Below are 26,035 nucleotides of genomic sequence, written 5' to 3' on the forward strand. Positions count from 1 at the left end.
GATATAATAATGGGCCCAAGTTTTTTTATTGATAGACCAATTTTTTCTTCGGTTATATCTATCGTTATTGTATTAGCTGGTTTGGTCTCTATGTCGGTCACTCCTGTTTCGCAATATCCCGATATTGCTCCTCCTACAATCAATGTATCTGCGACATACCCTGGTGCGACCGCAGAGGTGGTTGCTAATACTGTTGCTGCGCCTATTGAGCAGCAGGTTAATGGTGTCGATAATATGATCTATATGGTTTCCACAAGTTCATCTTCTGGAAACATGACACTCGTTGTTACCTTCGAACCAGGAACTGATCCAGATATCGCACAGGTTAACACGCAAAACCGGGTTGGGCAGGCAACGGCTCAACTTCCTGAAATCGTAAATGCACAGGGTGTAACAACGCAAAAGGTATCGCAATCTTTCATGATGGTAATTAGTTTTACCGCAGATGAAAAGAAAATGAGCAAAGTAGAGCTAGACAACTATGTTAATCTCTATATTTGGGATGCGATCAAGCGATTACCAGGTGCTAACTTATCAACGGTTTACCCTAGTCCTGACGTCGCTATGCGTTTGTGGCTACAGCCAGATAGACTAGCGCAAATGGGGATTACTATTCCTGAAATCACCAATGCGATCAGTGGACAAAATCAAGCCTTTGGTATTGGTCAGTTAGGGGCTAATCCTTCGCCTGCCGGTACAATACAAAATATTCCGATTACCAGCCAAGGTATGTTGGTTAAGCCCGAAGAATTTGACAATATTATGATCAGAGCGGGTACTGAAAATAACGCATCAATCGTACGTGTACGTGATATTGGCCATAGTGAGTTAGGCTCAAGAAACTACTCATTGACCGCTAAAACAAATGGCAAAATTGCAAGTCAATTGGTGGTATATCAACAGGCAGGTGCGAACGCAATTAAAACCGCTACTTTGGTAAAAGAGACACTCGAGGAGTTAAAGCCTAACTTCCCTAAAGGGGTCGAATATGAGGTGGTGTTAGATACCACTAAATTTACCCAAGAATCTATCAATAAAGTTGTTCATACCTTCTTTGAAGCGGTAGTGTTAGTTGTTATTGTTGTATTTTTATTTTTACAAAGTCTTCGTGCGACGATTATCCCTGTCATTGCGGTACCCATTGCAATTATCGGGGCTTACATTGGCATTTATGGTCTCGACTTCTCGACTAATATGCTGACATTGTTCGGTATGATCTTAGCTATCGGTTTGGTGGTCGATGACGCTATTATCGTGGTTGAAGCCGTTGAACACAAAATGGAGAGTAAGGGGTTAGATCCAAAATCTGCAGCAAAAGAGGCGATGCAAGAGTTAACTGGCGCATTAATATCAATCGTATTGGTACTTTCGTCGGTATTTTTACCTATTGCGTTTTTAGGTGGTATGACCGGTACGTTATATAAACAGTTTGCCATTACCATTGCCATTTCTATGGTGATATCGGGTATCGTTGCATTAACGTTGTCGCCGGCTTTATGCTCAATAATTTTGAAAGCTCCTAAGAGAAGACAAGAAAAAACATGCGTTTTTTGCCGCTTTTGATAACGGTTTTAATAAAATAACGGATCTTTATATACATGGTGTTAGATTTTTTATCTTCAATAAGACCATCGGTTTATCGCTATTTTTAGGTGTGATCGTTGCAATGGTCATGCTCTTTAAAGTGTTACCAAGTAGTTTTGTTCCCGAGGAAGATCAAGGTTATTTATTTGGTTTAAGCCTGCAACCGGATGCAGCTAGTCTTGAGCGTACTACCGCGGTAAATGATAATATTGCGACTATTCTACGTAACGATGAACCTGCGATTAAATCGGTTGCGACTTTAAACGGCTTTAGTATTCTTGATTCACAATTTAGAACCAATACCGGTCTATTGTTTGTGCAATTAAAAGAGTTTGAGGAACGTACAGAAGCTGGTATGAGTTCCTTTGATGTTGTTAAAAACTCACGCAAAGATTTAGCCGGAATAGAAGATGGTATTGGCATGCTAGTCAGTCCGCCATCATTACCTGGTTTAGGTTCAACGGGAGGGTTCGAATTCTATATTCAAGATAAGATCGGAAGTAGTCCTGCTGAATTGGAAAAAGTAACACAAGAGTTCCTCTCCGCTGCAAGAAAAAAACCTGAATTAGCGGGCGTAAGTACGACATTTACAGCGTCAGAAAGGCAACTTTATCTTGATGTTGATCGTTCACGTGCTGAGTTAATGCAATTATCGATACCTGATATTTATCAGACGCTTGGTGTTTATTTTGGTTCCTCATACATTTCACAATTTACTGATTTTGGTCGAATTTGGCAGGTAATTATTCAAGCCGATGGTAAATACCGTAATGATCCGAGTGACTTTGATAATATTTACGTTAAATCTCAAACGGGTGAACAGATACCACTTTCTGCAGTATCGACATATAAATATGTTGCTGGTGCAAATATGTTGCCGCGTTTTAATGGTTTCCCTGCAGCAAAAGTTACCGGTGCACAAGCACCCGGATACAGCTCTGGGCAAGCGATTGAAGCAATGGAAAGTGTAGCGCAACAGGTATTGCCAGAAGGTTATGATTACACTTGGTCAGGTCAGGCTTATCAAGAGAAAAAAGCAGGTAACACTGCAATTATTGCCTTTGCCTTTGGCTTAGTCATGGTGTTCCTGATTTTGGCTGCGCAATACGAAATGTGGACACTACCGATTGGGGTTATGCTTGCCGTTCCTTTTGCAATTTGTGGCGCTCTTTTAATGACCTGGGGACGCGGACTTGAAAATGATGTCTATTTCCAAGTTGGACTTGTTACCTTGGTCGGGTTGTCCGCTAAAAATGCAATCCTTATTACCGAGTTTGCTTTAGATAATTTCCGTAAAGGGATGTCTTTAGAAGAGGCGGCTATAGAAGGTGCTAGATTAAGATTAAGACCGATTGTGATGACTTCATTAGCATTCATTCTTGGTTGTGTACCGATGGCGATTGCATCAGGACCTGGTGCAAATAGTTTACATGCGATCGGGACTGGTGTAATTGGTGGCATGTTAGCATCGACCCTTATTTCATCATTTTTTGTACCGATGTTTTTTGTTATTGTTGAGAATGTTAGTGCTAAGTTTTCTAAGGAACATAAAACAGCTGAAAGCAGTGAAGTGGCCGCAATTGATAGTGCTAATATTAAGGAGGAAAATTAAGATGAGATTCCTTAAACGTAGTTTAGTTAGTGCATGTTGTTCGGTTGTTTTATTTGGCTGTACTTTAGGCCCTGATTACAAACGTCCTGATATTGAAATGGCTGATAGCTGGAGAGTTAACTACTCTTCTGCTGCTGAATTAGCGAATGAGAGTTGGTGGAAAAAATTTAATGATCCAGAGTTGGATCATTTAATTTCAGTGGCTTTACAAGAAAATCTCAATATTAGTATCGCAGCGAGTCGGGTAGAACAATTTCTTGGGGCATTAAATACCACTCGCGCAGAGTTCTATCCACAAATTGGTTACAGTGGCGATTTAGGGCGAACTCGTCTATCAAAAGAGGCTTTTGGTACGGGAAGTGATCCCTACTATAGCCAATATGACGCTGCGTTAGGTGCCACTTGGCAGCTTGATCTGTTTGGCCGTGTACAACGACAAACGGAAGCGGCTATTGCTCAAGTATATAGCTCTGAGCAAGGTCGTCGCGGTGTTATCATGTCTGTTGTGACAAGTGTAGCGACAAGTTATATCGGTTTGCGTGGCCTTGATCAGCAATTACTTATTGCTCAGGAAACTGCCGACAGTTATAAAAAGACCTTAGATATATTTTTACTTCGTCATAAATTTGGGACCGCATCTATGATGGAAGTGGCGCAAATAGATTCTCAGTATCAGCAAGCACTGGCTTCTATTCCTGAGTTACGGGCAAAAATTGCAGCGCAAGAAAATATACTATCGATCTTATTAGGCAAGAATCCTGACGCTATTAAACGTGGTCTGAATTTAGCTGAAATGAAGTTACCAGAGGTACCTAGTGCTTTGCCTTCTTCATTGCTTACTCGCCGCCCTGATATCATGCAAGCAGAGCAAAATTTAATTGCAGCTAATGCACAAGTAGGTGTGGCTGAAACACTCTATTATCCTGATATATCAATCACAGGTGCGCTTGGCTTAGTTAGCTCCGATTTAGGCGATTTTGTACAAACTAGTGCTCGAACATGGAATCTAGGAGCAAATATTGCTGGTCCAATATTTACTTTTGGACGTGTAGAGGGGGTTGTTAAATCCGCTGAGGCTGCGCGAGATGAGGCTGAAGGAAATTATCGTTATACAATTTTAAATGCTTTGCGCGAAGTAAATGATTCGCTTGTATCAACTAAAACAACGGCGGAATCGTATACTTCTCAGAGTAAAAGAGCAGACTCTTTACGCACCTATGCAAGACTTGCACAGATGCGTTTTGACAATGGTGCATCGAGTTATTTAGAAGTGTTATACGCCAATACAGAGTTATTTCAAGCAGAGTTAAATAGCGTTGATGCGCAAGTTGCCTATTACAATTCGTTGGTTAATGTTTATAAAGCAATGGGTGGCGGTTGGGTTGATACCGTCGTAGAAGAGGTTGATCCTACGCTTACCATTGAAAAAAGAGTGGCAGAGCAGGAATACTTTTAATCGCTGAATGACCTCTTTTTAATGATTAGTCGTGATTATAAACGGTTAATGGTTAACTGAATGAAATAGAAATCCGATGTTCACAAGAGATCGGATTTTTTTTATTGGTTAAAAAAATAATAGATCAGCTATTTATACCAATTCCGATAAATAGCTGATCTATTTTACTGGTTAAAACAACTTACTGCTGCGTTGTAATTTTCGCAAAGGGAATAACCATTTACGTCAAATTACGCCTTGAATTAAGCTGTTTTTCCTGCGCAAAATCTAGATCACATACTTACCGGAATTGGTATTATTCCGATTGGTATTATTGCAATGCAAGCGCAAGGGGTAAACGGAGAGCTATCTCTCTCCGTTTGTATAGTATTTACCTATTTGACTAAGGCAGAGCTTGCTTAAATGGTTTTACGATTACTTTGCTGTAGATACCCGCTTCGATATAAGGGTCACTATCGGCCCAAGCCTGAGCATCCTGGAGTGATGGAAATTCAGCAATCACCGTTGAGCCTGTAAATCCTGCTTCACCCGGATCATCGCTGTCAATCGCTGGGCATGGCCCTGCAATAACTAAACGGCCTTGCTCATTTAATGCTTGTAGGCGTGCAATATGTGCAGGGCGAGCTTGTTTACGTAGTGCTAGGCTATTTTCAATATCTTGTGAAAAAATGACGTATAACATAATTATTTATCACTCTCTGGTTGAGTAGTTACAGGAAGGTATTTGTATAGGTATAGTCCACTTAGGACGGTAAAAACAAGGGTTAGGGCTAATAGACCAAACACTTTAAAGTTTACCCACACATCTTGAGGTAAATTAAATGCTACATAAAGGTTCAATAGGGCTAATGCTGAAAAAAAGATTGCCCAAGCTGTATTGATGTTATTCCAAATATGATCGGGTAAACACAGCTTTTTTTACCTAGCATTTGTTTGATAATGGGCTTTTTATAAAATAGTTGACTAACGAGTAAAGCAACTGAAAAGAGGCCATAAACGATGGTAACCTTCCATTTTATGAATAGATCATCGTGGAAGATAAGTGTAAATGCACCAAATACCAATACCATTAAAAAAGTGATGAGGTGCATTTTTTCTACTTTGCCATTTTTATAATAATTAAAGGCAAGCATTAGCCCCGTCGTCACCATTAATGATGCTGTGGCTATATAGATGTCGACCATTTTATAGACGGCAAAAAATATGATTAATGGTATAAACTCAAAGAATTGTTTCATCGCTCTCTCTTTTCATTATTTAGCTCGCAAATTATTTATGAGTTGCCGCTTTCATTTTACTGATAAATTTATCCATTTTTGACAGTAATAGCGCCGGATCATTAACATTTTCTTCTATTATTTTGACCACTGCGGAGCCTGATATTGCACCTGCCGCCCCTGATTTTATCGCTTCTTTCACTTGTGCTGGTGTTGAGATACCAAAGCCTAAAAGTGCAGGAGGCGCTTGATGTTTGTTAAGGGTTGCTAGCATATGTTCAACGGGCATTCCGGCCTTTGCATCAGCGCCTGTGACACCTGCGCGACTAAGTAGATAGGTATAGCCTTCGCCATACTCCGCGACTTGTTGTAATGTTTCTTGATCACCATTAGGTGGTGCGATAAATATTTGCTGCAGGCCAAATTTACTGGCAGCTGCGCGGTATGGGGCACTCTCTTCTAGTGGTACATCGGCGATAAGAATCGAATCTACGCCTGCTTCAGCACAGCGTTGATAGAAGTTTTCGATACCATTGCGATAAACAAGGTTAACATAAAGAAGCAGACCAATTGGAATGGTTGGGTGCATTTTACGTATTTCTGCAATAATCTGTAAACAGCTATCGGGGGTTGCTCCGGCATTTAGTGCGCGGGTTGATGCATCTTGAATAACCACGCCATCGGCAACGGGGTCAGAAAATGGGATACCGAGTTCTAGTGCATCGGCGCCAGCTTTCACTAAGGTATCAATGATTTGTATCGATAGTTCACGGTTTGGATCACCAATAGTAACAAAAGGAACAAATGCACCTTGCTGCTCTGTTGCTAGACGATTAAACAATGCTTGATAACGTTGCTTCATTTTTTCATTCCTTTTTTTGTGAAGATCTCGGCAACGGTAAAGATATCTTTATCACCGCGACCAGATAAATTAACAATAATGATTTGCTCTTTATCATCTTCTTTAATTATTTTTAATGCATGTGCTAGTGCATGAGCCGACTCTAATGCGGGAATGATCCCTTCTTGTTCAGCGAGGGCTTTAAATGCATCTAGTGCTTCATTGTCCGTTGCATTAACATATTGCGCACGTCCTGTTTCAGCAAGATAGGCATGTTGTGGACCAACAGAAGGGAAATCAAGTCCTGCAGAAATAGAATAGGATTCTTGAACTTGACCATGTTTATCCTGCATCATTAAAGAGTGCATGCCAAAGAAAATGCCTTTAGAGCCATATGATATAGGACAGCCATGCTCACCCGTTTCAACGCCATGACCGCCGGGTTCAACGCCAATAAGTTCAACACTAGGATCGTCAATAAAGTCGTTAAAAATCCCAATTGCATTGGAACCTCCCCCAACGCAAGCTATAACCTTATTAGGTAATATTCCTTCTTTTTTAAGTATTTGTTGTTTCGCTTCTTCGCCAATAACTTTTTGAAATTCACGCACAATCGTTGGGAATGGGTGAGGTCCTGCGGCGGTGCCGAGCAGATAATGTGCGCTATCATAACTACCCGCCCAATCGCGTAGGGCTTCATTACAGGCATCTTTTAATGTCGCTGATCCAGACGTGACAGGAATTACTTCTGCACCCATTAAACGCATACGAAATACATTGGGCTCTTGGCGTTCACAATCGACTGCACCCATATATATTTTACACTTTAAACCAAGCAGGGCACAGGCTAGTGCAGTAGCAACACCATGTTGACCAGCCCCCGTCTCGGCAATTATTTCATTTTTGCCCATGCGTTTGGCAAGCAGTGCTTGGCCCAGAACTTGGTTAGTTTTATGCGCACCACCGTGAAGTAAATCTTCACGTTTTAGGTAAAGCTTGGTTTTTTTACCTTTAGTTAAATTACGGCATAGAGTAAGCGGAGTTGGACGACCTGCGTATTCAGTTAATAACTCTGCAAATTCAGCAATAAATTCAGGATCGGTTTGTGCTTTTAAAAACTCTTGTTCAAGTTGCTTTAATGCTGGAACCAGAATTTGTGGTACAAACATACCGCCAAATTGTCCAAAATAGGGATTTAATTTTTCCATTGTTCTGTATACCTTATTTTAAAATATTTTAATTACGTTGCATGTAGCTGCGTATAGCTGAAAAGGCTGCTTCTAATTTACTTCTATCTTTTATGCCGGGTTTACTTTCTACACCAGAGTTAAAATCTAGTCCTGCACAACCAATTAATGCCGCTTGCTGTGCATTTTCTGGTGTTAAACCACCCGCCAGTATAATAGTGCTTTTATCGATACTGGCATCATTAAGTAGCTGCCAATTGAATACTTCACCCGTGCCACCACTTTGATTGCCAATGCGTGTGTCGAGAATATGTTTTTGCACATTATATTTACTAAATTCAGGTAGTTTGTCACTAATGCCGTGCGCTTTCCATATTTCACATTGGCTTGGTAAAATGGCGCGTAACATTTTAATATCTTTAGGTGTTTCATCACCATGAAGTTGGACAGCTGTTAGCCCAAGCTGTTTTACGGTGTAGGCAATTATTTCTGGATCTTCATTTTGGAATACTCCGACATACAGCAATGGTGCACCTGCCATTGTCAAGCGTGCCTGTTCCATGTCTACATAACGTGGTGATCTTTCTACAAAGATCAAACCACCATAGACGGCACCGGCCTGACAAGCATCGGCTGCAGCACGAGGCGCGGTTAAACCACACACCTTATTTTCGCCATAGATTAAGCGGCGACATGCGCGATCAATATTTTGTTGCCCCATAATCGAGCTACCCACTAAGAAGCCATTGGCATATTTACTTAACTCTTTTACCTGAGCGTGGTTATAAATACCAGATTCTGAAATGACAATACGATCAGCAGGAATGCGAGCAGCTAACTCCTTAGTACGATCAAGGTCGATACTGAGATCACGTAGATTACGGTTATTAATACCAATGACTTTAGCACCTAAGGCGATAGCTCGGACTAATTCGTGTTCATTACTCACTTCGGTCAATACACCCATATTTAGGCTATGTGCTGTATCACGATAAGCTTGATAGGCATCATCATCAAGTACCGATAGCATCAATAATATTGCATCTGCTTGATGGTAACGAGCTAAATAAATTTGGTAAGGATCGACAATAAAATCTTTACAAATGACCGGCTGAGTAACCTGTTCACGTACTTGAGTAATGTAGTTAAAATCGCCTTGGAAGTACTTTTCATCGCTTAGAACTGATATCGCACTGGCATAGTTTTTATAAACACCTGCAATTAAATCTAAATCGAAAACGGGACGAATTAACCCCTTTGATGGAGACGCTTTTTTACATTCTAAAATAAAGACACTGTTATCTTGATCTAATGCTTGGTAAAAGTGACGATCACTTTCAGTGATCTCATCTTTGAAGGAAATTAAAGGTTGTTTTTGCTTCCGTTCAGCCACCCACAATAATTTATCATCAACAATTTTACCAAGGATGGTATTTTGTAAACTTTGGTCATTTAACATTGACTCTGCTCCGCTAATTGTTGCATTAATTGTAAAGGTTTACCTGTCTTCATCATATCCAAAGCCATGCTTGCCCCTGTTTTAAAATCATCGGCAAAGCCATTTAGTACCAAAAGGGCAGAAACGTTAATGGCCACAGCAGCTTGCTGTGCATCGCTGCCTTTACCCTGCAATATTTGCTCAATGATTATTTTGTTCTCATTGGCATCTCCACCAAATATGGTTTCAATGGGGTAGCGTTTTACGCCAAAATCTTCTGGCGTTAAACGATATTCGATAATTTCACCATCTTTGAGTTCAGCAACTTCTGTTTCACCATGTAATGCCACCTCATCTAAGCCACTGCCGTAGACAACCATGACACGTTTCATGCCGAGTTGTTTATGTACTTCCGCTATCGGTTTCAATAACTCCGGTGCATAGACGCCCATCAACTCAAAATCGGGACGAGCAGGATTGACTAATGGACCTAACAGATTGAAAATAGAACGTGTTTTTAAGGCCGCGCGAACGGGCGCAGCAAAACGCATACCTGCATGATATTGTGGGGCAAAAATAAAGCAGATATTTAAATCATCTAAACATTGGCGGGCAATCTCTGGGCTCATATTGAGATTAATACCAAAGGCGGCTAATAAATCCGATGAGCCCGACTTACTTGAGACGCTACGACTACCATGTTTACAAACTTTCACGCCACATGCCGCAGCGACAAAGGCACTCGCCGTTGAGATGTTAATGGTACCGAACCCATCTCCACCCGTACCGACAATATCGGTAAAAGGATAGTCAGGGCGGGGAAAGGCTACCGCCTGCGCTAATAATGCTTGCGCAGCACCGGTGATCTCCTGCGGAGTTTCACCTTTTATTTTTAAAGCGGTTAAAACCGAAGATAAAACAATTGGGTCGATTTCACCTTGCACAACCAGTTCAAAAAAGTGTTGGCTCTGTGGGCTAGAAAGTGATTTACCCTGATAAAGTTGTTCTAACATAGCTTGGATATTAAATGCATTCATTAAACACTCTCCCTAGTGGTGACCAAGTTTAAGCAATTTTCTAATAATTTAGCGCCTTCGCAGGTTAAAATAGATTCAGGATGGAATTGCAAGCCAATAACCTTATCCTGCTCGTTATAAACGGCCATACACATACCGTTGTAATCTGCGACGACTTCAAGACTATCGGGGACAGTTGAGCCGATTAATGAGTGATAACGGGCGACGGACAAGGGCTTCTTTAACCCTGCGAACATTCGGTCTCCGCAGTGACTAATTAATGATGACTTACCATGCATAATCTGTTCTGCTTGGCCAACAACGCCACCATATTGTTCGATCAAAGCCTGATGGCCTAGGCAGATGCCGATCATCGGTATTTTACCGCGGCATAAGCTGATTAATTCAATTAAACATCCCGCAGCACTGGGGGTACCCGGGCCGGGGGAAAGTACTAATACGACTTCATTTTCACAGGCATCAATATAGCTTTTGATCTGAGTTGCAGATAAGCTATTACGATATATTTTAACCGGATAACCAAGTGCTTTAAATTGATCCACTAAGTTGTAGGTAAATGAATCAAAGTTATCAAGAAAAAACAGGGTTTGTTTTGTTGTCTTAGTCATCTGCTTATTTTCCTACACTCGGGGTTGCTGAAACTGCTTGTAATGTTGTGCCGTGGGCTAGGGCGATCGCATTGAGAACTGCCGCTGCTTTGCTACGCGTTTCATCGGCTTCAGCCTGAGGGTCAGAATCAAAGACGACACCAGCTCCAGCCTGCGCCTGTGCAATACCATCTTTAACAAAGGCCAACGAATAACAATACAGGTATCCATATCGCCGTTGCCATTAATGTAGCCCACCGCTCCACCGTAACTACCGCGGCGCTTTTTCTCGACTTGTCGGACTAAATCCGATGCGCGTATTTTAGGGGCACCAACTAGGGTTCCCATATTCATGCAGGCTTGATAGGCATGTAATGCATCTAGATCAGAGCGTAATTGACCAACCACACGGGAAACTAAATGCATAACGTGGCTATAACGATCAACCTGCAATAAATCAGCAACGTGGCGAGAGCCCGGTTCACTAATTCGTGCCACATCGTTACGTGCTAAATCGACTAGCATTAAATGTTCAGCCGTCTCTTTTTTATCTAAGCGTAATTCCAGTTCCAAACGGCTATCTAAATCTTTGTTAATAGTGCCATCTCTATTAAATCCGCGAGGGCGAGTTCCTGCAATTGGGTAAATCTCAACTTCATTGCTAGATTGGGTATATTTCAAGGCACTCTCAGGTGATGCGCCAAACAAAATAAAATCCTCATCTTTAATGTAAAACATGTAAGGACTTGGATTGGTCTCTTTTAGCTTGGCATAGGCGGCAACCGGATCGGGACAAGGCAGAGAAAAAGTACGTGATGGAACCACCTGAAAAATATCACCCTTAACAATATACTCTTTTAAGGTTTGGACATTCTGGCAAAATTGTTGATCCGATACATCCGTTGTGACCTGCCCATTAAGTGGTGTGATAGAGGGGAGTGGGGCAACAAAGTTATCACAATAGTCTTGAATCTCTTTGATACGTGATTGAATGCGTTGTTCATTCTCACTGGAATATAGGCCGCCAAAAACAGTACCGAGAATTTCACTTTGTTGTGTTTGATGGTCTTGAATTAACAGCGTTTCAGCAACATAGAAGACAAAATCAGGGCAGATATTATCACTCTCTGGCACATCTAATAAATCTTCGAAGGTAGCGATGAAATCATAAGCAAAAATTCCACCGAGAAATAGTGCTTGATTGTGAGCCGAGCTGTTTTTTACTTTGTCAACAATACAGCGCAACGCATCAACTGGAGAGGCTGATTTAAGGCGTTTATCTTCATCACCACTGTTATCAGAAGCTGGGAAGGTCAGTTGTAAATGGGAGGGAGATTGTTGCGTAATAATCAGTGTTGAAAATTGAGGGGTAATAAAGGTGAGTAAGTCTTTACCATTATCGGTTAATGCCTCGAGCGTCACAACGAGGCCGTGACAACTTATTTTCATACATGCATCGAGTAGCATTAAACTTTTAAGGTGGGCTTTACTGGCTATTTCAGCGGAGTCCAAAAGTAGTTGGTTATGACTATTTTCTGCGATTCTCTGAAATAATGTGAGTGAATCACTGATATATCTGCAATTTGCAGAGATGCTTTTTAAAACGCCAATGGGGTGTAATGTGTTCATTTTCTTATCCTTTCATATATTCAGTCTGTGGTTGGCATATTCTTGTTATGTTTACCATCGCCATCGCTGTATAAGGATCTGCGCAATTATATCCATATTACTTCTCAAAATTTGTTGTTAATTTTTTTACTTTTAAAGCTGCAAATACAAAAAAAGCCCGCGTTATGCGAGCTTTAAGGTTTTCTGGAAAAATCGATAATATACAAAAAACTCATTGCTCGCCTAAGAGAATGAGTGCCACCAAGAATCTTTAAGAGTAATTGTATTTAAAATCATATATTATGCATCCAATAAATTATGGTAACCATTTTTTGCGATTCTGCTTTTAATGTCAAGTTGATTTTTAGGATATTCATGTTAATTGATCTGCACTCACACACGAAAGCGTCGGATGGACAATTAACCGCCAAAGAACTCGTTGAGCGCGCAGCAAATCGGCAAGTTGATATATTGGCAATTACTGACCATGATACGGTTGATGGCTTAGCTGAAGCTCGACAAACTATTGCTGAGAAAAATCTAAAGTTAACGTTAATTGATGGGATCGAAATAACCACGAATTGGTTAAATCATGAAATTCACCTTGTTGGTGTCAATATCGATCCCAGCCATCACGCATTAACCGATTTAATCGCACAGCAAAAGCTAAAGCGTGAAGAGCGAGCGATGGAGATGGGTAGGCGATTAGAAAAAGCAAAATTATTGGGCGTCTATGAAGGGGCGAAAGCTCTGGCTGGTGACGGTGCAATCACGCGTGCTCATTTTGCTCGGTATTTAGTGACCATAGGCGCTGCACCAAGTTTCGCAAAAGTGTTTGATAAATATTTAAGTCGTGGCAACATCGGCTATGTTCCGCATAATTGGGTTGACTTAGCGGAGGCCATTGCAGTGGTCCATTTAGCGGGTGGACAAGCTATTTTGGCTCACCCTAACCATTACCATCTATCCAATAAATGGATGCGCCGCTTGTTTAGTGAGTTTAAAAGTTTTAATGGTGATGCCATGGAAGTGGCGATGGGGCAGCAGTCTCCACAAATGCGTCAGCAGTTAGCGATGTGGAGTGTTGAATATGGATTACTCGCATCGCAGGGGAGTGATTTTCATTTTGTGGGGCCTTGGCGTGACCTCGGTAAATCGTTACATTTACCCGATATAAGTAAAGCAGTATGGGCAGATTGGCCTATTTACAAAGAACTATTAAGTAGAGACGGAATGTTAAAATGAGTCAATTTTTTTACGTGCATCCAGAAAATCCACAAATTCGATTAATGAAGCAGGCGGTGGATATTTTAAAAAATGGTGGGGTAGTGATCTACCCGACGGATTCTGGCTATGCATTAGGTTGTACCATGGACAATAAGCGTGGTTTAGAACGTATATGTCAGATTCGAGATTTAGATAAAAAGCATAATTTTACTTTGGTATGTCGAGACCTCTCAGAGATAGCCACTTATGCTCGCGTTGATAATCAAGCCTATCGTGCTTTGAAAAGTAATACGCCGGGTGCCTATACTTTTATATTTAAATCAACCAAAGATTTACCTAAAAGATTAATGAACCCAACTAAGCGCACTATTGGTATCCGCATTCCTGATAATGCGATAGCCTTAGCTTTATTGGCTGAGCTTGGTGAGCCTTTGATGACAACCAGTTTAATTTTACCGGGTTCGCAAAGTACGGAGTTTGATCCTGAAGATATAAGAGACAAATTAGAAAACCGCGTAGATTTAATTTTAAATGGCGGTTATCTTGGCGAATCACCAACGACAGTTATCGATTTTTCCGATGACGAAGTGGTTATTTTGCGTGAAGGTGCTGGTGATGTAAGCCCCTTTATATAAAAACAGCGCACCATTGTTAGGTGTGATTAAATTTGCCAACAGCGCCTTTGCGCTTGTTGGTATTGGCTTAATGAGAATTACCCAAGGATATTAAAATGAGTGAAAAACTACAGAAAGTATTAGCGCGTGCAGGTTTAGGATCGCGCCGTAAAATGGAAACGATTATTGCCGAAGGACGTGTTAGTCTCGATGGTAAAATTGTGCAACTCGGTGAACGTGTTACTGAAGATCAAGTGATCCGTGTCGATGGTCATGTGGTTAAAAATAAAACCGCAGAAACCGTCGTTTGTCGCATATTGGCATACAACAAACCGGAAGGCGAAATTTGTACGCGCAGTGATGAAGAGGGGCGTAAAACTGTATTTGAACGTTTACCGCGTTTAAATGGTGCACGTTGGATCTCCATCGGTCGATTAGATATTAATACCTCGGGTTTATTGCTATTTACCACCGATGGTGAATTTGCTAATAAAATGATGCACCCCAGTAATGAAGTCGAGCGTGAATATGCGGTACGTGTCTTTGGTGATGTTGATGAAGCGATGCTTAACCGTTTACGCATGGGGGTGAAACTCGATGACGGCGAAGCGAAGTTTTTATCAATTAAAGAGTCAGGTGGCGAAGGTATTAATCGTTGGTTCCATGTTGTATTAACAGAAGGTCGTACACGTGAAGTACGTCGTTTATGGGAAAGCCAAGGTGTACAGGTAAGTCGTTTAATGCGTGTACGTTATGGCAATATTCATTTAGATAAACAGTTACCCCAAGGTGGTTGGCAAGAGTTAAACCTAAAAGAGGTCAACTATTTACGTAAATTAGTGGATATGCCTAAGGAGACGGAAAGTAAGGTTCGTGTCGATATTGGTAAAGTAAAAAATGCACAATCGCGTATTCGTCGCGCGGTGAAAAAACATAGTCAGCATCGTAAAACGAATGAGCGTCGCCGTAATACCAGCCGAACGCGTAGCTAACGTTATTTGCTAGCCACCTTCGCAAAGAAGGTGGCTACGTTATGGCAAATTATTGTAACAGATCATCCCAATTAGCCGTTCTTGCTTTCATCTCTTGTTTTATCTCTTGCGGTAATAAATCCACCGGATCACGATCCTCTCTTATTTGCCACCCACCGCCGAGTGCAAGGTAAACATCGACCAAACTTGCTGCAATCGCTCCCTGGTGAGAGGCTAATAAATCTTCTTGTTGAGAATAGGAAACTAAAGTGTTAATCACTGTATTAAAGTTTACCGCCCCATTTTGATATTGAAAGGTGGCAATATCCGCAGCACGTTTTGCTGCTGCCGCCGATGTTTCATATAACGTCACTTGTTCTTGATTTTTTAAGTAGGCGACTATTTTATTTTCAACTTCAACCTGTGCGGATAAAACGATGTTTTTGTAATCAATTAATAATTGTTGGAATAAGGCATCCTGTAAACGAACATTACTCTGTAATCTTCCATAATTGAATATATCCCATTCAAAGGCACTGAAAATCGACCATGTTTTGCTATTACTATTGAATAAATTACCCATGCTATCGGCACTGTTTCCGATAGAGCCGCCTATCGAAAAGTGTGGATATAATTCACTGGCCGCAAAGCCTATTTGTGCACTTTGAGCGGCCAGCGAACGTTCTGCTACGCGAATGTCAGGTCGTCGGCGGATAAGATCCTGTGGCATTCCCAAGGCGATGAATGGTGAAGCAATGGGAATAGCTTGTTGCTCGTTCAGTATATAATTCAGTGCTTGCGGCGATTCTCCTAATAGTAGTGCTAACGCATTTTTAGATTGCTGCAGTGATATCTGTAAACTTGGTACACTTGCTTTGCTGTTGTTGAGTAAGCTTAATGCCTGATCGACATCCAACTCACTGGTATCGCCGGCATTCGCTTTTGCTAAGGCAATGCGGTAGTTTTCCTCTTGCAGTTGGATACTTAACTGTGAAACATCAATGCGCCGTTGATAGGTGCGAATTAAAATGTAATTTTTAACGACTTGTGATATTAGCGAGATGACTACGCCATCATAATTGGCAACATTGCCATCGAGTTGCGCTTGAGATGATTCAATTTGACGCTGAAAACGGCCCCATAAGTCAACCTCCCAACTCAAATTAAAGCCACTATTATAGTTGTTGAATGCGCTGCCATTTGCTTCTTGCCTTGATACACCCGCAGTGATGGATTGTTGTTGTGGATATTGATTCGCAGTGGCAATCGCCAATTGTTGCTGTGATTGTAAAACACGTAGCGCCGCCGAGCGAATGTTGAGGTTTTGTTTTAATGCGGCTTCTACAAGACCATTAATTTGCTCATTGTGGAATGCATTTTTCCACCATTCAATACTCGGTTGTTGGTTTTCAATAGCAGCATGTTTATCTACTATCGCCATTTCTTGTTGCTGCTCTGTAAATTTTGTCTGCTCTGGGATGAGGTCATTATCGCTAGGAGCGATATAATTAGGACCCAGTGTTGTACAGCCACTAAGTACTAAACAGAGTAAGGGTGTTATCACTCTATTTTTTTTCATATGGTCTAAACGATCATCTTGATCTATTGGTAACGCGGCCATTCTTTTCTCTTATGTGTAGACATTAATTGCTATGAACATGGTTCGGAAAAAACCAGTACAGATGCTGTTGAGCCGACACGTAGTGCGACATTTTCAGGAATATCGAGTAATTTGATATTAACAGGGATACGCTGTGCAAGTCGAATCCATTCAAAGGTCGGATTGATAGTGGGAAGTAGTTCAAATCCAGTGCTTCCCGTTTGCTGGGCAATCCCCCAACCTAAATCAGTGACGACCCCTTCGATCGGAGTGTCTGGATAGCTCATTAAGGTGATAACTGCACGATTACCTGGGCACATATTTCCGACGGAGTTTTCCTTAAAGAAGCCACTTATCCAATAACTATTCACATCAACAAAGGCAATAATGGGTTGGTTGGCCACCACCTGAGAACTGATTCGCAAATTTAAATTGGTAACATAACCATCAACGGGCGCGATCACCTTGGTAAACTGTAAGTTAAGTTTAGCTTGCTCTACAGCTGCGCGGGCCGCTCGAATTTTAGCATTGTCTTCCCCCATTGCGCCAAGTGCCGCTCTGTTTTGTGCCAAATCCGCTTTTGCGGCAAGCAGTGTGGCGTTAGCTTGACTGAGACTCGCTTCCGCTGATTTTTTTTGTTCAATGGATATTTCGTAATTAGCCTTAGCCAGTTGTACCGCTTTTAAGGACGTTGCTTTTTGTGGCAGTAACTCCTGTTGGCGTTGATATTCCGCTTTGTTTTTTGCAATGGTGGCAAGGTTTGCATCAATATTCGCATTTGCCTGAGTAATGGCATGAAGTGACACGTTAACATGGGCTTCGCTTGATTTTATTTGCTCAATCAGAGAGTTGTAATTATTAACTGCGCTGTCAAGTTGTGCCGTTGCTTGTGCTAAGGCATTGTCAAAGGTACGCGGATCTATCTCAAAAAGCAGTTCGCCAGCCTTGACAAACTGATTGTTTTTTATTGGCAAGGTAATGATTTCGCCAGAAACACGCGGTGCAATTTGAATCACTTTTGCTCTCACTTGCCCATCTCGCGTCCATGGATGGTTTATATAGTCATAATATTTATAGGCAAAGGCTAATACTGCAATGAGCAGCACACTTCCCGTTAATAAGTAACTTCGATATTGTTTAATGAAGGTCGCCATAGGTTATCCTGGAATGACAAAAAGACTAAAGAAAATAGTATAAATAATGTTAAATGCAATAAACACTATCGGGGTATAGAAAAAGTATTTGGCTAAATCATACTTGTTTAATAAATAGACGGTTAACATAGAGACTATGATGGCCAGTATCCAAGCAATAAACAGAGGCGGAAAATAGACGCCACCGAGGGCAAATTCATGGGGAATAAAACGCATTATGCAAACCTCTCTTGTTGCCATTGTTGCCAGTCTATTGCCTTTGCTGCGTGTAAATAGTTAATACTTGCTTCTGATATTCCACGATAACTTGCAATCAATAGCAAGATTGATTCTGCTTCATCTTCACTGATGATATTAGCTATTTTATTGACTATTTGTGTTGTGAGGTACTCCATATTGGCCAGTCGTTGCCTCATAAACTCTTCATTTCCTGCATTCGGGGGGCGACTCCATAACTGTAAAGGCTCCATAATAAATTTTTTAAATTTATTTAACTGTCTATTTAGCTCAAGATTATCACAGTAGATCCCATCACATTGATGTAATTGTTCAATTCGATAGGATAACGTTTGCAAGGCAAGGAGTAAATCATGTGACTGTTGTTGCGTTGTATTATTAAAGGTTTTGTAATCAATAGCTCGGGTCCATGTACCGATATCCTGAGGCAATGCTTTTATTTCATTCAAATGTCGCGATAATCGATACAGAAAAAAAGATGATTTATTTTTTTTGGCAAAAAAGAGTGAATTAGCAGATAACCACAGTGCTTTTTTAAAAAAGTATTGCACGCGTTTTTGTACATGTTTCTCTGGAGAGGAATATTGTAATAAATAAGAGACTATATAGGCTAAAGAAACAGCCATAACCATGAACAGGCCTTTATTGAAGATTGCTGCTACGTCATAGTTTTGTTGGTTGGAAATTACGATGATATTATTAATGCTCATCAGCGAAACCAATTTTCCAGTGCCTGTAAAAAAGTAGGAAGCGTAGGAAACTATAATAAAAAAGACCAGCGCCAGTTCAGCAAAAAGGGTGATTTCAGGCAAGATAAATATATAAATACAGATGCATATGGGAATAAGAAGGACAAAGTTTTTTAATATTTCAGCTAGATTGATTTGTTGATTTAAGCTCACACTCATGGCAAGTATTGCCGCTAACTCAAATAAAGCATAGTGTCCGGGCGTATCGATGTATATCCAAATGATAAAGCCAATAATCAATACTAGAGGCGGAAAAAAAGCCTTGCAGATCGATATCCAAGTTGGTTTTATTGTTTTTTGCCATAAAGAAGGAGTTGGATATATTTCAACTGTATTAGCCGCTAAAAGCCCCATTAATCCTTGTAAATAATTAATCGTGTATTTTAGATTTTTATCGATCTCTTTTAGCTCTTTAAGGGTTAACGAGATAGCCGCTCTATCATAGTGAGAGAGTGTTTTTAAGATGGCAGGATCTGCCACTAAAGGGATTTCGCTTAGTTCGATATGACATTTCTTATTAGATACGATCTCCTCTATTTCATTAAATAGTTGTATTCGTTGGCTAAGATGTTCATTTAATCTAGGTATGACTGCATTTAGGTCGAGATGTGAAAGCATCGATAAGCTTGCATGCCATTTTTGTAAACACTCCGTCTGTACAGTAAAAATAGCGACCATCCCTTTCAAGAGGTGGCGATTGCTAAATATTCTAATATTTTCAGAACTTTCTATTTGTGTTGCATTGCTAAAGTTAGTTAACAGTGTGATTTGTTGGTTACCAAATTCAACCTGCGATAAGCTTGATGGCGAACCCTCTATTATTTGTTGGCAATTGGCGATCATTAATTTTTGGCTATGGATAAGTTTAAGATAGGCTTGTTTAATTGCTCCGGTATTTTTTTGTGGCCAAATAAATATGCCAATCAGGCTATAGACAGCGACCCCGAGTATTGTTTCAATGGTGCGTGCAATAGCATGTTGAAAGAAATCATTGACATCCCCTGGTATTGCTGTGATCGCAACGGCTAAACAAGTAAACCCCATAACATTCCAGAAATAGGGTTTATCCTCATCGATTACCATCATGTAGCTTGTAAAGAAAATAAAAACGCTACAAAATCCTAAAAATAACCATCTTTCCTGCGGCGCTAAGGCGACAATGGCAATAGCGGCTAGGCAGCCAGGTATGGTGCCCGCAGCCCGTAACATCCCTTTTTTTAAGGATAATCCCGGCGGAGACAAGGAAACCATAGCGACTGCGAGAGCTGACCAGTAGGGATTTAACCAGCCAGAGCCAAGTGCGATACCATAGGCAATGACAAAGGCCATGCCGACTTTAATCGCTTCTTTGGTGTGACTTGATATTGTTAATCTAGTCATAGTGGTGCGACTACTTATTTGATTATTCATTGGCTATATAGGGTAATTGGCATGGCGTTATCTCTTCCTGCATTGTAAATTTAATTGCTTATCCTGTATTGTAATTTATTTGCTCTGTGTGAAATTTAGGTTATATGTTTAATTCAACTCTATTATGAGTCCCATTCACTATTTTCAATCAACAAATGGTCGCCACTATTGAGTCATATTCTTTTACGCAACACTATTGAAGGTTTAATTCTATCTCGACAGCAAAATGAAACGGCACAGGGGGTTGAGCTGGTTCTATGGCTTGCCACTGGCTTAGGTCCGTGTCGTGTAGTTATTCCTGCGCAACGTTATGTATTTCTGATTTTACAGGATGATTTAGCGCGTGCTATTTCATTATGGCAAAGCAGCAAGCTAACCCCGCAACAAATTCGCTCATTATCCATTAAATCTTTCAATCAGCAACCTGTTACTGCAATTTATACATTGAATAATAAACAATTCCGAGCATTACAAAGTATTTTAGATAGTGCCGGTATTGCGCATTTTGAAGGAGATATAAAAATAGCAGATCGCTATCTCATGGAGCGCTTTATCTATGGCACAGTAAAAGTGCAGGGGGATATAGAGTGGAATGGACGTTATTGGACAAGCATTGCTCCTAAATTAAGTGCGGGGACGGCTTCACCTCAACTAAAATTTGTCTCCTTAGATATTGAATGTAGTCCACGGCAAACGTTGTATTCGATTGCGTTAACCTATGCGAATAGCAGCAGTGCATCGATAAATAGCTCGCCCTATTCACGGGTCTTAATGGTCGGCCAACAAGCGCAAACTGAAGATATCAACATTCAATGGGTGAAAGATGAGCGAGCACTATTAGAGGCGTTACAACAATGGTTCATTGACCATGATCCGGATCTTATTATTGGTTGGAATGTCGTTGATTTTGATATGCAGTTATTGGTGAAGCGTGCTGCATTGCACAAGATGCCACTTTGTCTCGGCCGTGATCAATCGCCATTACGTTGGTTAACGCATCAAGATAATCCAAACCAAGGCTCATTGATTATCAATGGTCGGGTCGTATTAGATGGTATTGATCAGTTAAAAAATGCCAGTTGGCACTTTGATAGCTTCAGTTTGCAATTTGTTAGTGAATCGCTGCTGGGCGAAAGCAAATTGCTAGCTAGCAATGAGGATAAAGGGCTGGAAATCCAACGTCTTTTTGAGCAAGATCCGATTGCGCTGGCACGTTATAATCAACAGGATTGCTTATTGGTTGAACGTATTTTTGCAAAGGCGCAATTGATTGAATATGCCATACAACGCGCTTGCCTTACGGGCCTTGCATTAGATAGACGTGGCGCATCGGTGGCGGCTTTTACCAATTTGTATCTGCCGTTATTACATCGTAGCGGTTATATTGCCCCCAACATAGGTGATATTGAGGCGCAGCACTCTCCCGGTGGTTTTGTAATGGAATCAGATCCGGGCTTCTATTCTTGGGTGTTAGTGTTAGATTTTAAATCCCTTTATCCATCAATTATGCGTACCTTTAAAATCGATCCGATGGGGATGATTGAAGGGTTACGTGAAGATCCTTCCCTCTCCATCCCCGGTTTTAGAGAAGCGCGATTTAGCCGCAGTGCCCATCATCTTCCCGGCATTTTGGATAAATTAAGTGCCGCCAGAGAGCAGGCTAAGAGAGAGAACAACCAACCATTTCAGCATGCGATTAAAATTATCATGAACAGTCTCTATGGTGTGCTTGGCTCGGCTGGTTGTCGTTTTCATGATACCCGTTTAGCGAGTTCCATTACCCTGCGTGGACATCAAATCATGAAGGAGACCAAGCAAGTTATCGAAGCGCAAGGTGAACAAGTCATTTATGGTGATACGGATTCAACCTTTGTGTGGTTAAAGGCGTGCAAAAATAGTGAACAAGCAGCACTGCGGGGGCAGACGTTAGAGAAGATCATTAATCATTACTGGCAGCATAAATTAGAGAAAGAGTACCAATTACACAGCTATTTAGAAATTGAGTTTGAAACCTGCTTTAGAAAATTTTTTATGCCCACCCTGAGAGGGTCGACAACGGGATCTAAAAAACGCTATGTTGGTTTAAAGCAAACCGCAACGGGTGAAAAAATGTTGTTCAAAGGGCTAGAAACGGTGCGTTCCGATTGGACCGAGTTAGCACAAAACTTTCAGCAAGCGTTATACGCCAAAGTGTTTGCCGATGAGCCTATTGATGATTTGATCATCGAGACCATTAATCAACTTAACCGAGGTCAACTTGACCAACAGCTTATCTATCACAAGCGTTTACGCCGTCCTTTGGCGGACTATATTAAGAATGTCCCGCCGCAAGTGCGGGCAGCACGTTTAGCGGATCAACATAATGGCGCATTAGGGAAGCCCTTACGTTATCAGCAGCGCGGTCGGATCGCTTATTTGTTCACCATTAATGGCCCCGAGCCTCAGGAGTACTTAGCTTCAGCTATCGATTATCAGCACTATATTGATAAGCAGTTGAAACCGATTGCCGAAGCGGTATTGCCCTTACTGGGTAAGGATTTTGAACAAATCGTTTCCGATCAGCTATCACTGTTTTAACAATAAATTAGAGCGTATTGTATTTCACAAAATAGGCTTTTAAATAATCGATTAATAAACGTAATTTTTTTGAGTCCGCGCCACCCGGAGGGAATACCCCGTAGACATTAATATCAGAGAGTTTGTAATCATCGAGAACCGACTCTAGCGTGCCCGCTGCAATTTTTGGCTTTGCATCGTAGGTGGGAATCCGACCTAAGCCATGTCCTCCCTCAACAAAGGCGGTGCGAGCTGAAGCATTGTTGGTGCTGATCCCTCCCTTGACCTTGATGCTAAAGGAGCGATTACCTTTGCTAAGCTCTAATGTATTGGAGGTGAGTTTATAGATAACCCACTGATGTTCAGTTAATTGAGCAGGGGTCGTTGGATAGCCATGCTTTTTAAAATAGTCTGGAGAGCCACATAGGCAAGTTGTGAGCGTTGATAATTTACTCGCTTGTAATCCCGAATCCGCTAAGGGGGCGCCACGAATAGCAAGGTCAATCCCTTCCTTAATAATATTAACCACCTCATCGGTAAGCACCACATCTAACTCTACTTTTGGATAAAGTTGCCGAAATGAGTTGAGCGCTGGCACAATGGTTTGCAGCCCGATATTTACCGGGCAGGTCATTTTTATCAGACCTTCTGGTTCGTTTTTTAAATTTTCAATTTGCTGATTGGCGGCAGAAGCTTGCTCTGCGATGACTCGGCAACGTTGAAAATATTGTGTGCCTGCTTCGGTTAAGGTGATTGAACGAGTCGAGCGATTGAGCAGCTTAATGCCTAAATGGGTTTCTAATTTTTTTATATGATAGCTCACGACCGCGCGTGATAAACCGATATGTTTGGCAGCGGCACTGAGACTACCTTGCTCAACGACCTGCGCGAAGACGACCATGCTTTTTAGCTGTTCAAAGGAGATATCCATCATTAATTCTTTTATTGTCAAATTTATTGAAACAATGTAGTTAAATAACTGCGCATTGTCCAAACAATATTCGCGGCATATACTGATCTACGTCAAATAAAGTAAGGTCATCAAAAGGAGTTAATTTATGAGCAAGAAAATATTAATGGTTTTAACATCCCACGATAAACTCGGCAACACGGGTGAAAAAACGGGATTTTGGGTCGAAGAGTTTGCCGCGCCTTATTATCTATTTAAAGACGCAGGCGTTGAAGTGACGCTGGCCTCTCCCGTTGGTGGACAGCCACCGATTGATCCGAAAAGTGAGTTAGCTGATTTTCAAACCGAGTCGACCAAACGATTTGCCACAGATAGTGCTGCACAATTGCAATTAAAAGAGACTAAGCAACTTGCTGATATTGATCAAGCTGATTACGATGCGGTTTTTTACCCTGGTGGTCACGGGCCTTTATGGGATTTAACCGATAACAGTGATTCTATTACCCTAATAGAAGCTTTTCTTAATGCCAATAAACCCGTAGGGGCAGTCTGTCATGCGACTGCTGCATTGTTAAATATTAAAGATAATGCCGGGCAATATGTTGTAAAAGATAAAATCATTAGCGGTTTTAGTAATAGTGAAGAAGATGCCGTGCAATTATCCGATATTGTGCCATTTTTATTGCAGGATGAATTAATTAAACGCGGAGCAGACTATCAAAAAGGAGCGGATTGGTCTCCCTTTGCAGTACAGGATGGGCAACTTATTACGGGACAGAATCCCGCTAGTTCTGAGCTTGTTGCTGAAAAATTAATTAAACAAATTAACGCGTAATTATTAAAGAGAGGGCACAGTATGTTCAATTTTAGTTTCGAAAATCAAACCCGTATTCATTTCGGTGAAGGACAAATTAGCGCAATAAGCAAAGAAATTCCAGAGGATGCCAAAGTACTCGTCGTCTATGGCGGCGGCTCGATAAAAAGCAATGGCGTTTATGAACAAGTGGTGACGGCATTAAAAGATCATACTTGGTTTGAGTTTTCTGGTATTGAGCCAAATCCCAAATACGATACGTTAATGAAAGCACAGGCGATTATCAAAGAACATGGTATCGATTATTTATTAGCGGTTGGTGGTGGATCCGTTGTTGATGGCAGTAAATTTATCGCTGCGGCGGCGTTTTATGAAGGTGATGATCCTTGGGATATCGTTGCCAAGCAAGCACCAATAAGCAAAGCGCTACCAATTGGTGTGGTATTAACCCTACCAGCGACGGGTTCAGAAACCAATATTGGTTCGGTTGTGACTCGAGGTGGCACTAAGTTACCCTTTATGAACCCGTTGGTTCGCCCTCAATTTGCGGTGTTAGATCCTGCGGTCACATTATCATTATCGGATCGTCAGATTAGCAATGGTGTAGTGGATGCCTTTGTTCATACCATGGAGCAATACCTTACCTATAGCGTTAATGGGAAAGTTCAAGATCGTTTTTCAGAAGGGTTATTGCAAACCTTAATTGAGGAAGGGCCGAAAGCGCTTAAAGCAGAAACGAAAAACGACCTTGAAGTACGAGCCAATATTATGTGGTCAGCAACGATGGCGCTGAATGGGTTAATTGGATCGGGTGTACCGCAAGATTGGTCAACACATATGATAGGACATGAATTAACCGGTGCCTATGAAATTGACCATGCGCGTACCTTGTCAATCGTTTTACCCGCGGTGATGAAAGTGCGTCAAGCTGCTAAACACGACAAATTACTTCAATATGCACAACGTGTATGGCATACCAACAGTGGCAGTGACGATGAACAAATCGCACAAGCGATCACATTGACGGAAAATTTCTTCCATGAGATGGGCGTGCCCGTTCGATTATCTGAAGTCGATTTAGGAAAAGCAGATATTGATCTGCTCATTGCGAATCTTGAAGCGCATGGCATGACGGCATTAGGTGAAAAACAAGAGATCACTATTGCAGAGAGCCGCAAAATATTAGAGCAAGCTTTGTAATCTTACTGAATATATAGATGGAAATA

The 26,035-nt window shown here is 41.2% G+C and carries 20 protein-coding genes and 2 pseudogenes; 9 read left to right on the forward strand and 13 right to left on the reverse strand.

Annotation, left to right across the window (positions count from 1 at the left end; all coding sequences use genetic code 11):
- Positions 1-9: 9 nt before the first annotated feature.
- The 3 genes from AB2N10_RS03230 to AB2N10_RS03240 are packed head-to-tail and all read left to right on the forward strand — an operon-like array spanning position 10 to position 4,652.
- Positions 10-1,563, forward strand: a complete 1,554-nt coding sequence (locus AB2N10_RS03230; RefSeq protein WP_369434306.1) for an efflux RND transporter permease subunit — start codon at positions 10-12, stop codon at positions 1,561-1,563.
- 16 nt (positions 1,564-1,579) lie between these two features.
- The gene (locus tag AB2N10_RS03235) at positions 1,580-3,196 is read left to right on the forward strand and encodes an efflux RND transporter permease subunit (RefSeq protein WP_369434646.1); all 1,617 of its coding nucleotides are present in this window, start codon (positions 1,580-1,582) and stop codon (positions 3,194-3,196) included.
- Between the two features lies 1 nt (position 3,197).
- Positions 3,198-4,652 carry an efflux transporter outer membrane subunit gene (locus tag AB2N10_RS03240; RefSeq protein ID WP_354625124.1) on the forward strand — a complete coding sequence of 485 codons (1,455 nt, stop codon included), beginning with the start codon at positions 3,198-3,200 and terminating at the stop codon, positions 4,650-4,652.
- Between the two features lie 382 nt (positions 4,653-5,034).
- Here AB2N10_RS03240 and AB2N10_RS03245 read toward each other — a convergent pair whose 3' ends face one another.
- From AB2N10_RS03245 to AB2N10_RS03280, 8 genes and pseudogenes are all read right to left on the reverse strand, one after another.
- Entirely contained in the window at positions 5,035-5,334 is a 300-nt protein-coding gene (locus AB2N10_RS03245) for a YciI family protein (RefSeq protein WP_354625125.1), read from the reverse strand.
- A 2-nt stretch (positions 5,335-5,336) separates the two neighbouring features.
- Positions 5,337-5,890, reverse strand: a pseudogene (locus tag AB2N10_RS03250) (septation protein A).
- Positions 5,891-5,921: 31 nt separating this feature from the next.
- Complete coding sequence (trpA, locus tag AB2N10_RS03255) at positions 5,922-6,731, reverse strand: tryptophan synthase subunit alpha (RefSeq protein ID WP_354625126.1); 810 nt, start codon at positions 6,729-6,731, stop codon at positions 5,922-5,924.
- Entirely contained in the window at positions 6,728-7,918 is a 1,191-nt protein-coding gene (trpB, locus tag AB2N10_RS03260) for a tryptophan synthase subunit beta (protein ID WP_354625127.1), read from the reverse strand. The genes trpA and trpB overlap by 4 nt, the downstream gene beginning before the upstream one ends.
- 28 nt (positions 7,919-7,946) lie before the next feature.
- On the reverse strand, positions 7,947-9,356 hold the full coding sequence (trpCF, locus tag AB2N10_RS03265) for a bifunctional indole-3-glycerol-phosphate synthase TrpC/phosphoribosylanthranilate isomerase TrpF (protein WP_369434307.1): 1,410 nt from the start codon (positions 9,354-9,356) through the stop codon (positions 7,947-7,949).
- Entirely contained in the window at positions 9,350-10,372 is a 1,023-nt protein-coding gene (trpD, locus tag AB2N10_RS03270) for an anthranilate phosphoribosyltransferase (protein ID WP_369434308.1), read from the reverse strand. The genes trpCF and trpD overlap by 7 nt, the downstream gene beginning before the upstream one ends.
- On the reverse strand, positions 10,372-10,980 hold the full coding sequence (locus AB2N10_RS03275; protein WP_354625129.1) for an aminodeoxychorismate/anthranilate synthase component II: 609 nt from the start codon (positions 10,978-10,980) through the stop codon (positions 10,372-10,374). Before AB2N10_RS03275 ends, trpD begins: the two co-directional genes overlap by 1 nt.
- Before the next feature lie 4 nt (positions 10,981-10,984).
- Positions 10,985-12,588 (reverse strand): annotated as a pseudogene (locus tag AB2N10_RS03280) (anthranilate synthase component 1).
- A gap of 354 nt (positions 12,589-12,942) precedes the next feature.
- On the opposite strand from AB2N10_RS03280, the gene AB2N10_RS03285 reads away from it, so the two are divergent.
- From AB2N10_RS03285 to rluB, 3 genes are all read left to right on the forward strand, one after another.
- Positions 12,943-13,812, forward strand: coding sequence for a PHP domain-containing protein (locus AB2N10_RS03285; protein ID WP_354625131.1), 870 nt, complete (start codon positions 12,943-12,945; stop codon positions 13,810-13,812).
- Positions 13,809-14,429 carry an L-threonylcarbamoyladenylate synthase gene (locus tag AB2N10_RS03290; protein WP_354625132.1) on the forward strand — a complete coding sequence of 207 codons (621 nt, stop codon included), beginning with the start codon at positions 13,809-13,811 and terminating at the stop codon, positions 14,427-14,429. Before AB2N10_RS03285 ends, AB2N10_RS03290 begins: the two co-directional genes overlap by 4 nt.
- A gap of 95 nt (positions 14,430-14,524) precedes the next feature.
- On the forward strand, positions 14,525-15,400 hold the full coding sequence (gene rluB, locus AB2N10_RS03295) for a 23S rRNA pseudouridine(2605) synthase RluB (RefSeq protein ID WP_369434309.1): 876 nt from the start codon (positions 14,525-14,527) through the stop codon (positions 15,398-15,400).
- A 49-nt stretch (positions 15,401-15,449) separates the two neighbouring features.
- On the opposite strand, the gene AB2N10_RS03300 is transcribed toward rluB, so the two are convergent.
- Genes AB2N10_RS03300 through AB2N10_RS03315 form a run of 4 tightly spaced genes read right to left on the reverse strand, consistent with a single transcriptional unit; the run spans position 15,450 to position 20,499 of the window.
- Positions 15,450-17,000 (reverse strand): efflux transporter outer membrane subunit, encoded by a 1,551-nt coding sequence (locus tag AB2N10_RS03300; RefSeq protein ID WP_369434310.1) that lies wholly within the window; start codon positions 16,998-17,000, stop codon positions 15,450-15,452.
- Between the two features lie 29 nt (positions 17,001-17,029).
- On the reverse strand, positions 17,030-18,133 hold the full coding sequence (locus AB2N10_RS03305) for an HlyD family secretion protein (protein WP_369434311.1): 1,104 nt from the start codon (positions 18,131-18,133) through the stop codon (positions 17,030-17,032).
- Positions 18,134-18,136: 3 nt separating this feature from the next.
- Positions 18,137-18,349: a DUF1656 domain-containing protein gene (locus AB2N10_RS03310; protein WP_354625136.1), complete on the reverse strand. Its 213-nt coding sequence runs from the start codon at positions 18,347-18,349 to the stop codon at positions 18,137-18,139.
- Positions 18,349-20,499 carry an FUSC family protein gene (locus tag AB2N10_RS03315; RefSeq protein WP_369434312.1) on the reverse strand — a complete coding sequence of 717 codons (2,151 nt, stop codon included), beginning with the start codon at positions 20,497-20,499 and terminating at the stop codon, positions 18,349-18,351. Before AB2N10_RS03315 ends, AB2N10_RS03310 begins: the two co-directional genes overlap by 1 nt.
- Positions 20,500-20,697: 198 nt before the next feature.
- Here AB2N10_RS03315 and AB2N10_RS03320 point away from each other — a divergent pair, with 198 nt between their 5' ends.
- On the forward strand, positions 20,698-23,106 hold the full coding sequence (locus AB2N10_RS03320; protein WP_369434313.1) for a DNA polymerase II: 2,409 nt from the start codon (positions 20,698-20,700) through the stop codon (positions 23,104-23,106).
- A 7-nt stretch (positions 23,107-23,113) separates the two neighbouring features.
- Here AB2N10_RS03320 and AB2N10_RS03325 read toward each other — a convergent pair whose 3' ends face one another.
- Entirely contained in the window at positions 23,114-24,016 is a 903-nt protein-coding gene (locus AB2N10_RS03325; protein WP_354625313.1) for a LysR family transcriptional regulator, read from the reverse strand.
- A gap of 127 nt (positions 24,017-24,143) precedes the next feature.
- Between AB2N10_RS03325 and AB2N10_RS03330 the strand changes: the two genes are divergently transcribed.
- Entirely contained in the window at positions 24,144-24,830 is a 687-nt protein-coding gene (locus AB2N10_RS03330) for a type 1 glutamine amidotransferase domain-containing protein (RefSeq protein WP_354625141.1), read from the forward strand.
- Between the two features lie 21 nt (positions 24,831-24,851).
- A complete protein-coding gene (locus AB2N10_RS03335; RefSeq protein WP_354625142.1) occupies positions 24,852-26,009 on the forward strand; it encodes an iron-containing alcohol dehydrogenase in 1,158 nt (385 codons plus the stop codon).
- Positions 26,010-26,035 lie beyond the last annotated feature (26 nt).

The sequence above is a fragment of the Psychromonas sp. MME1 genome, assembly GCF_041080865.1.
Classification (GTDB): domain Bacteria; phylum Pseudomonadota; class Gammaproteobacteria; order Enterobacterales; family Psychromonadaceae; genus Psychromonas.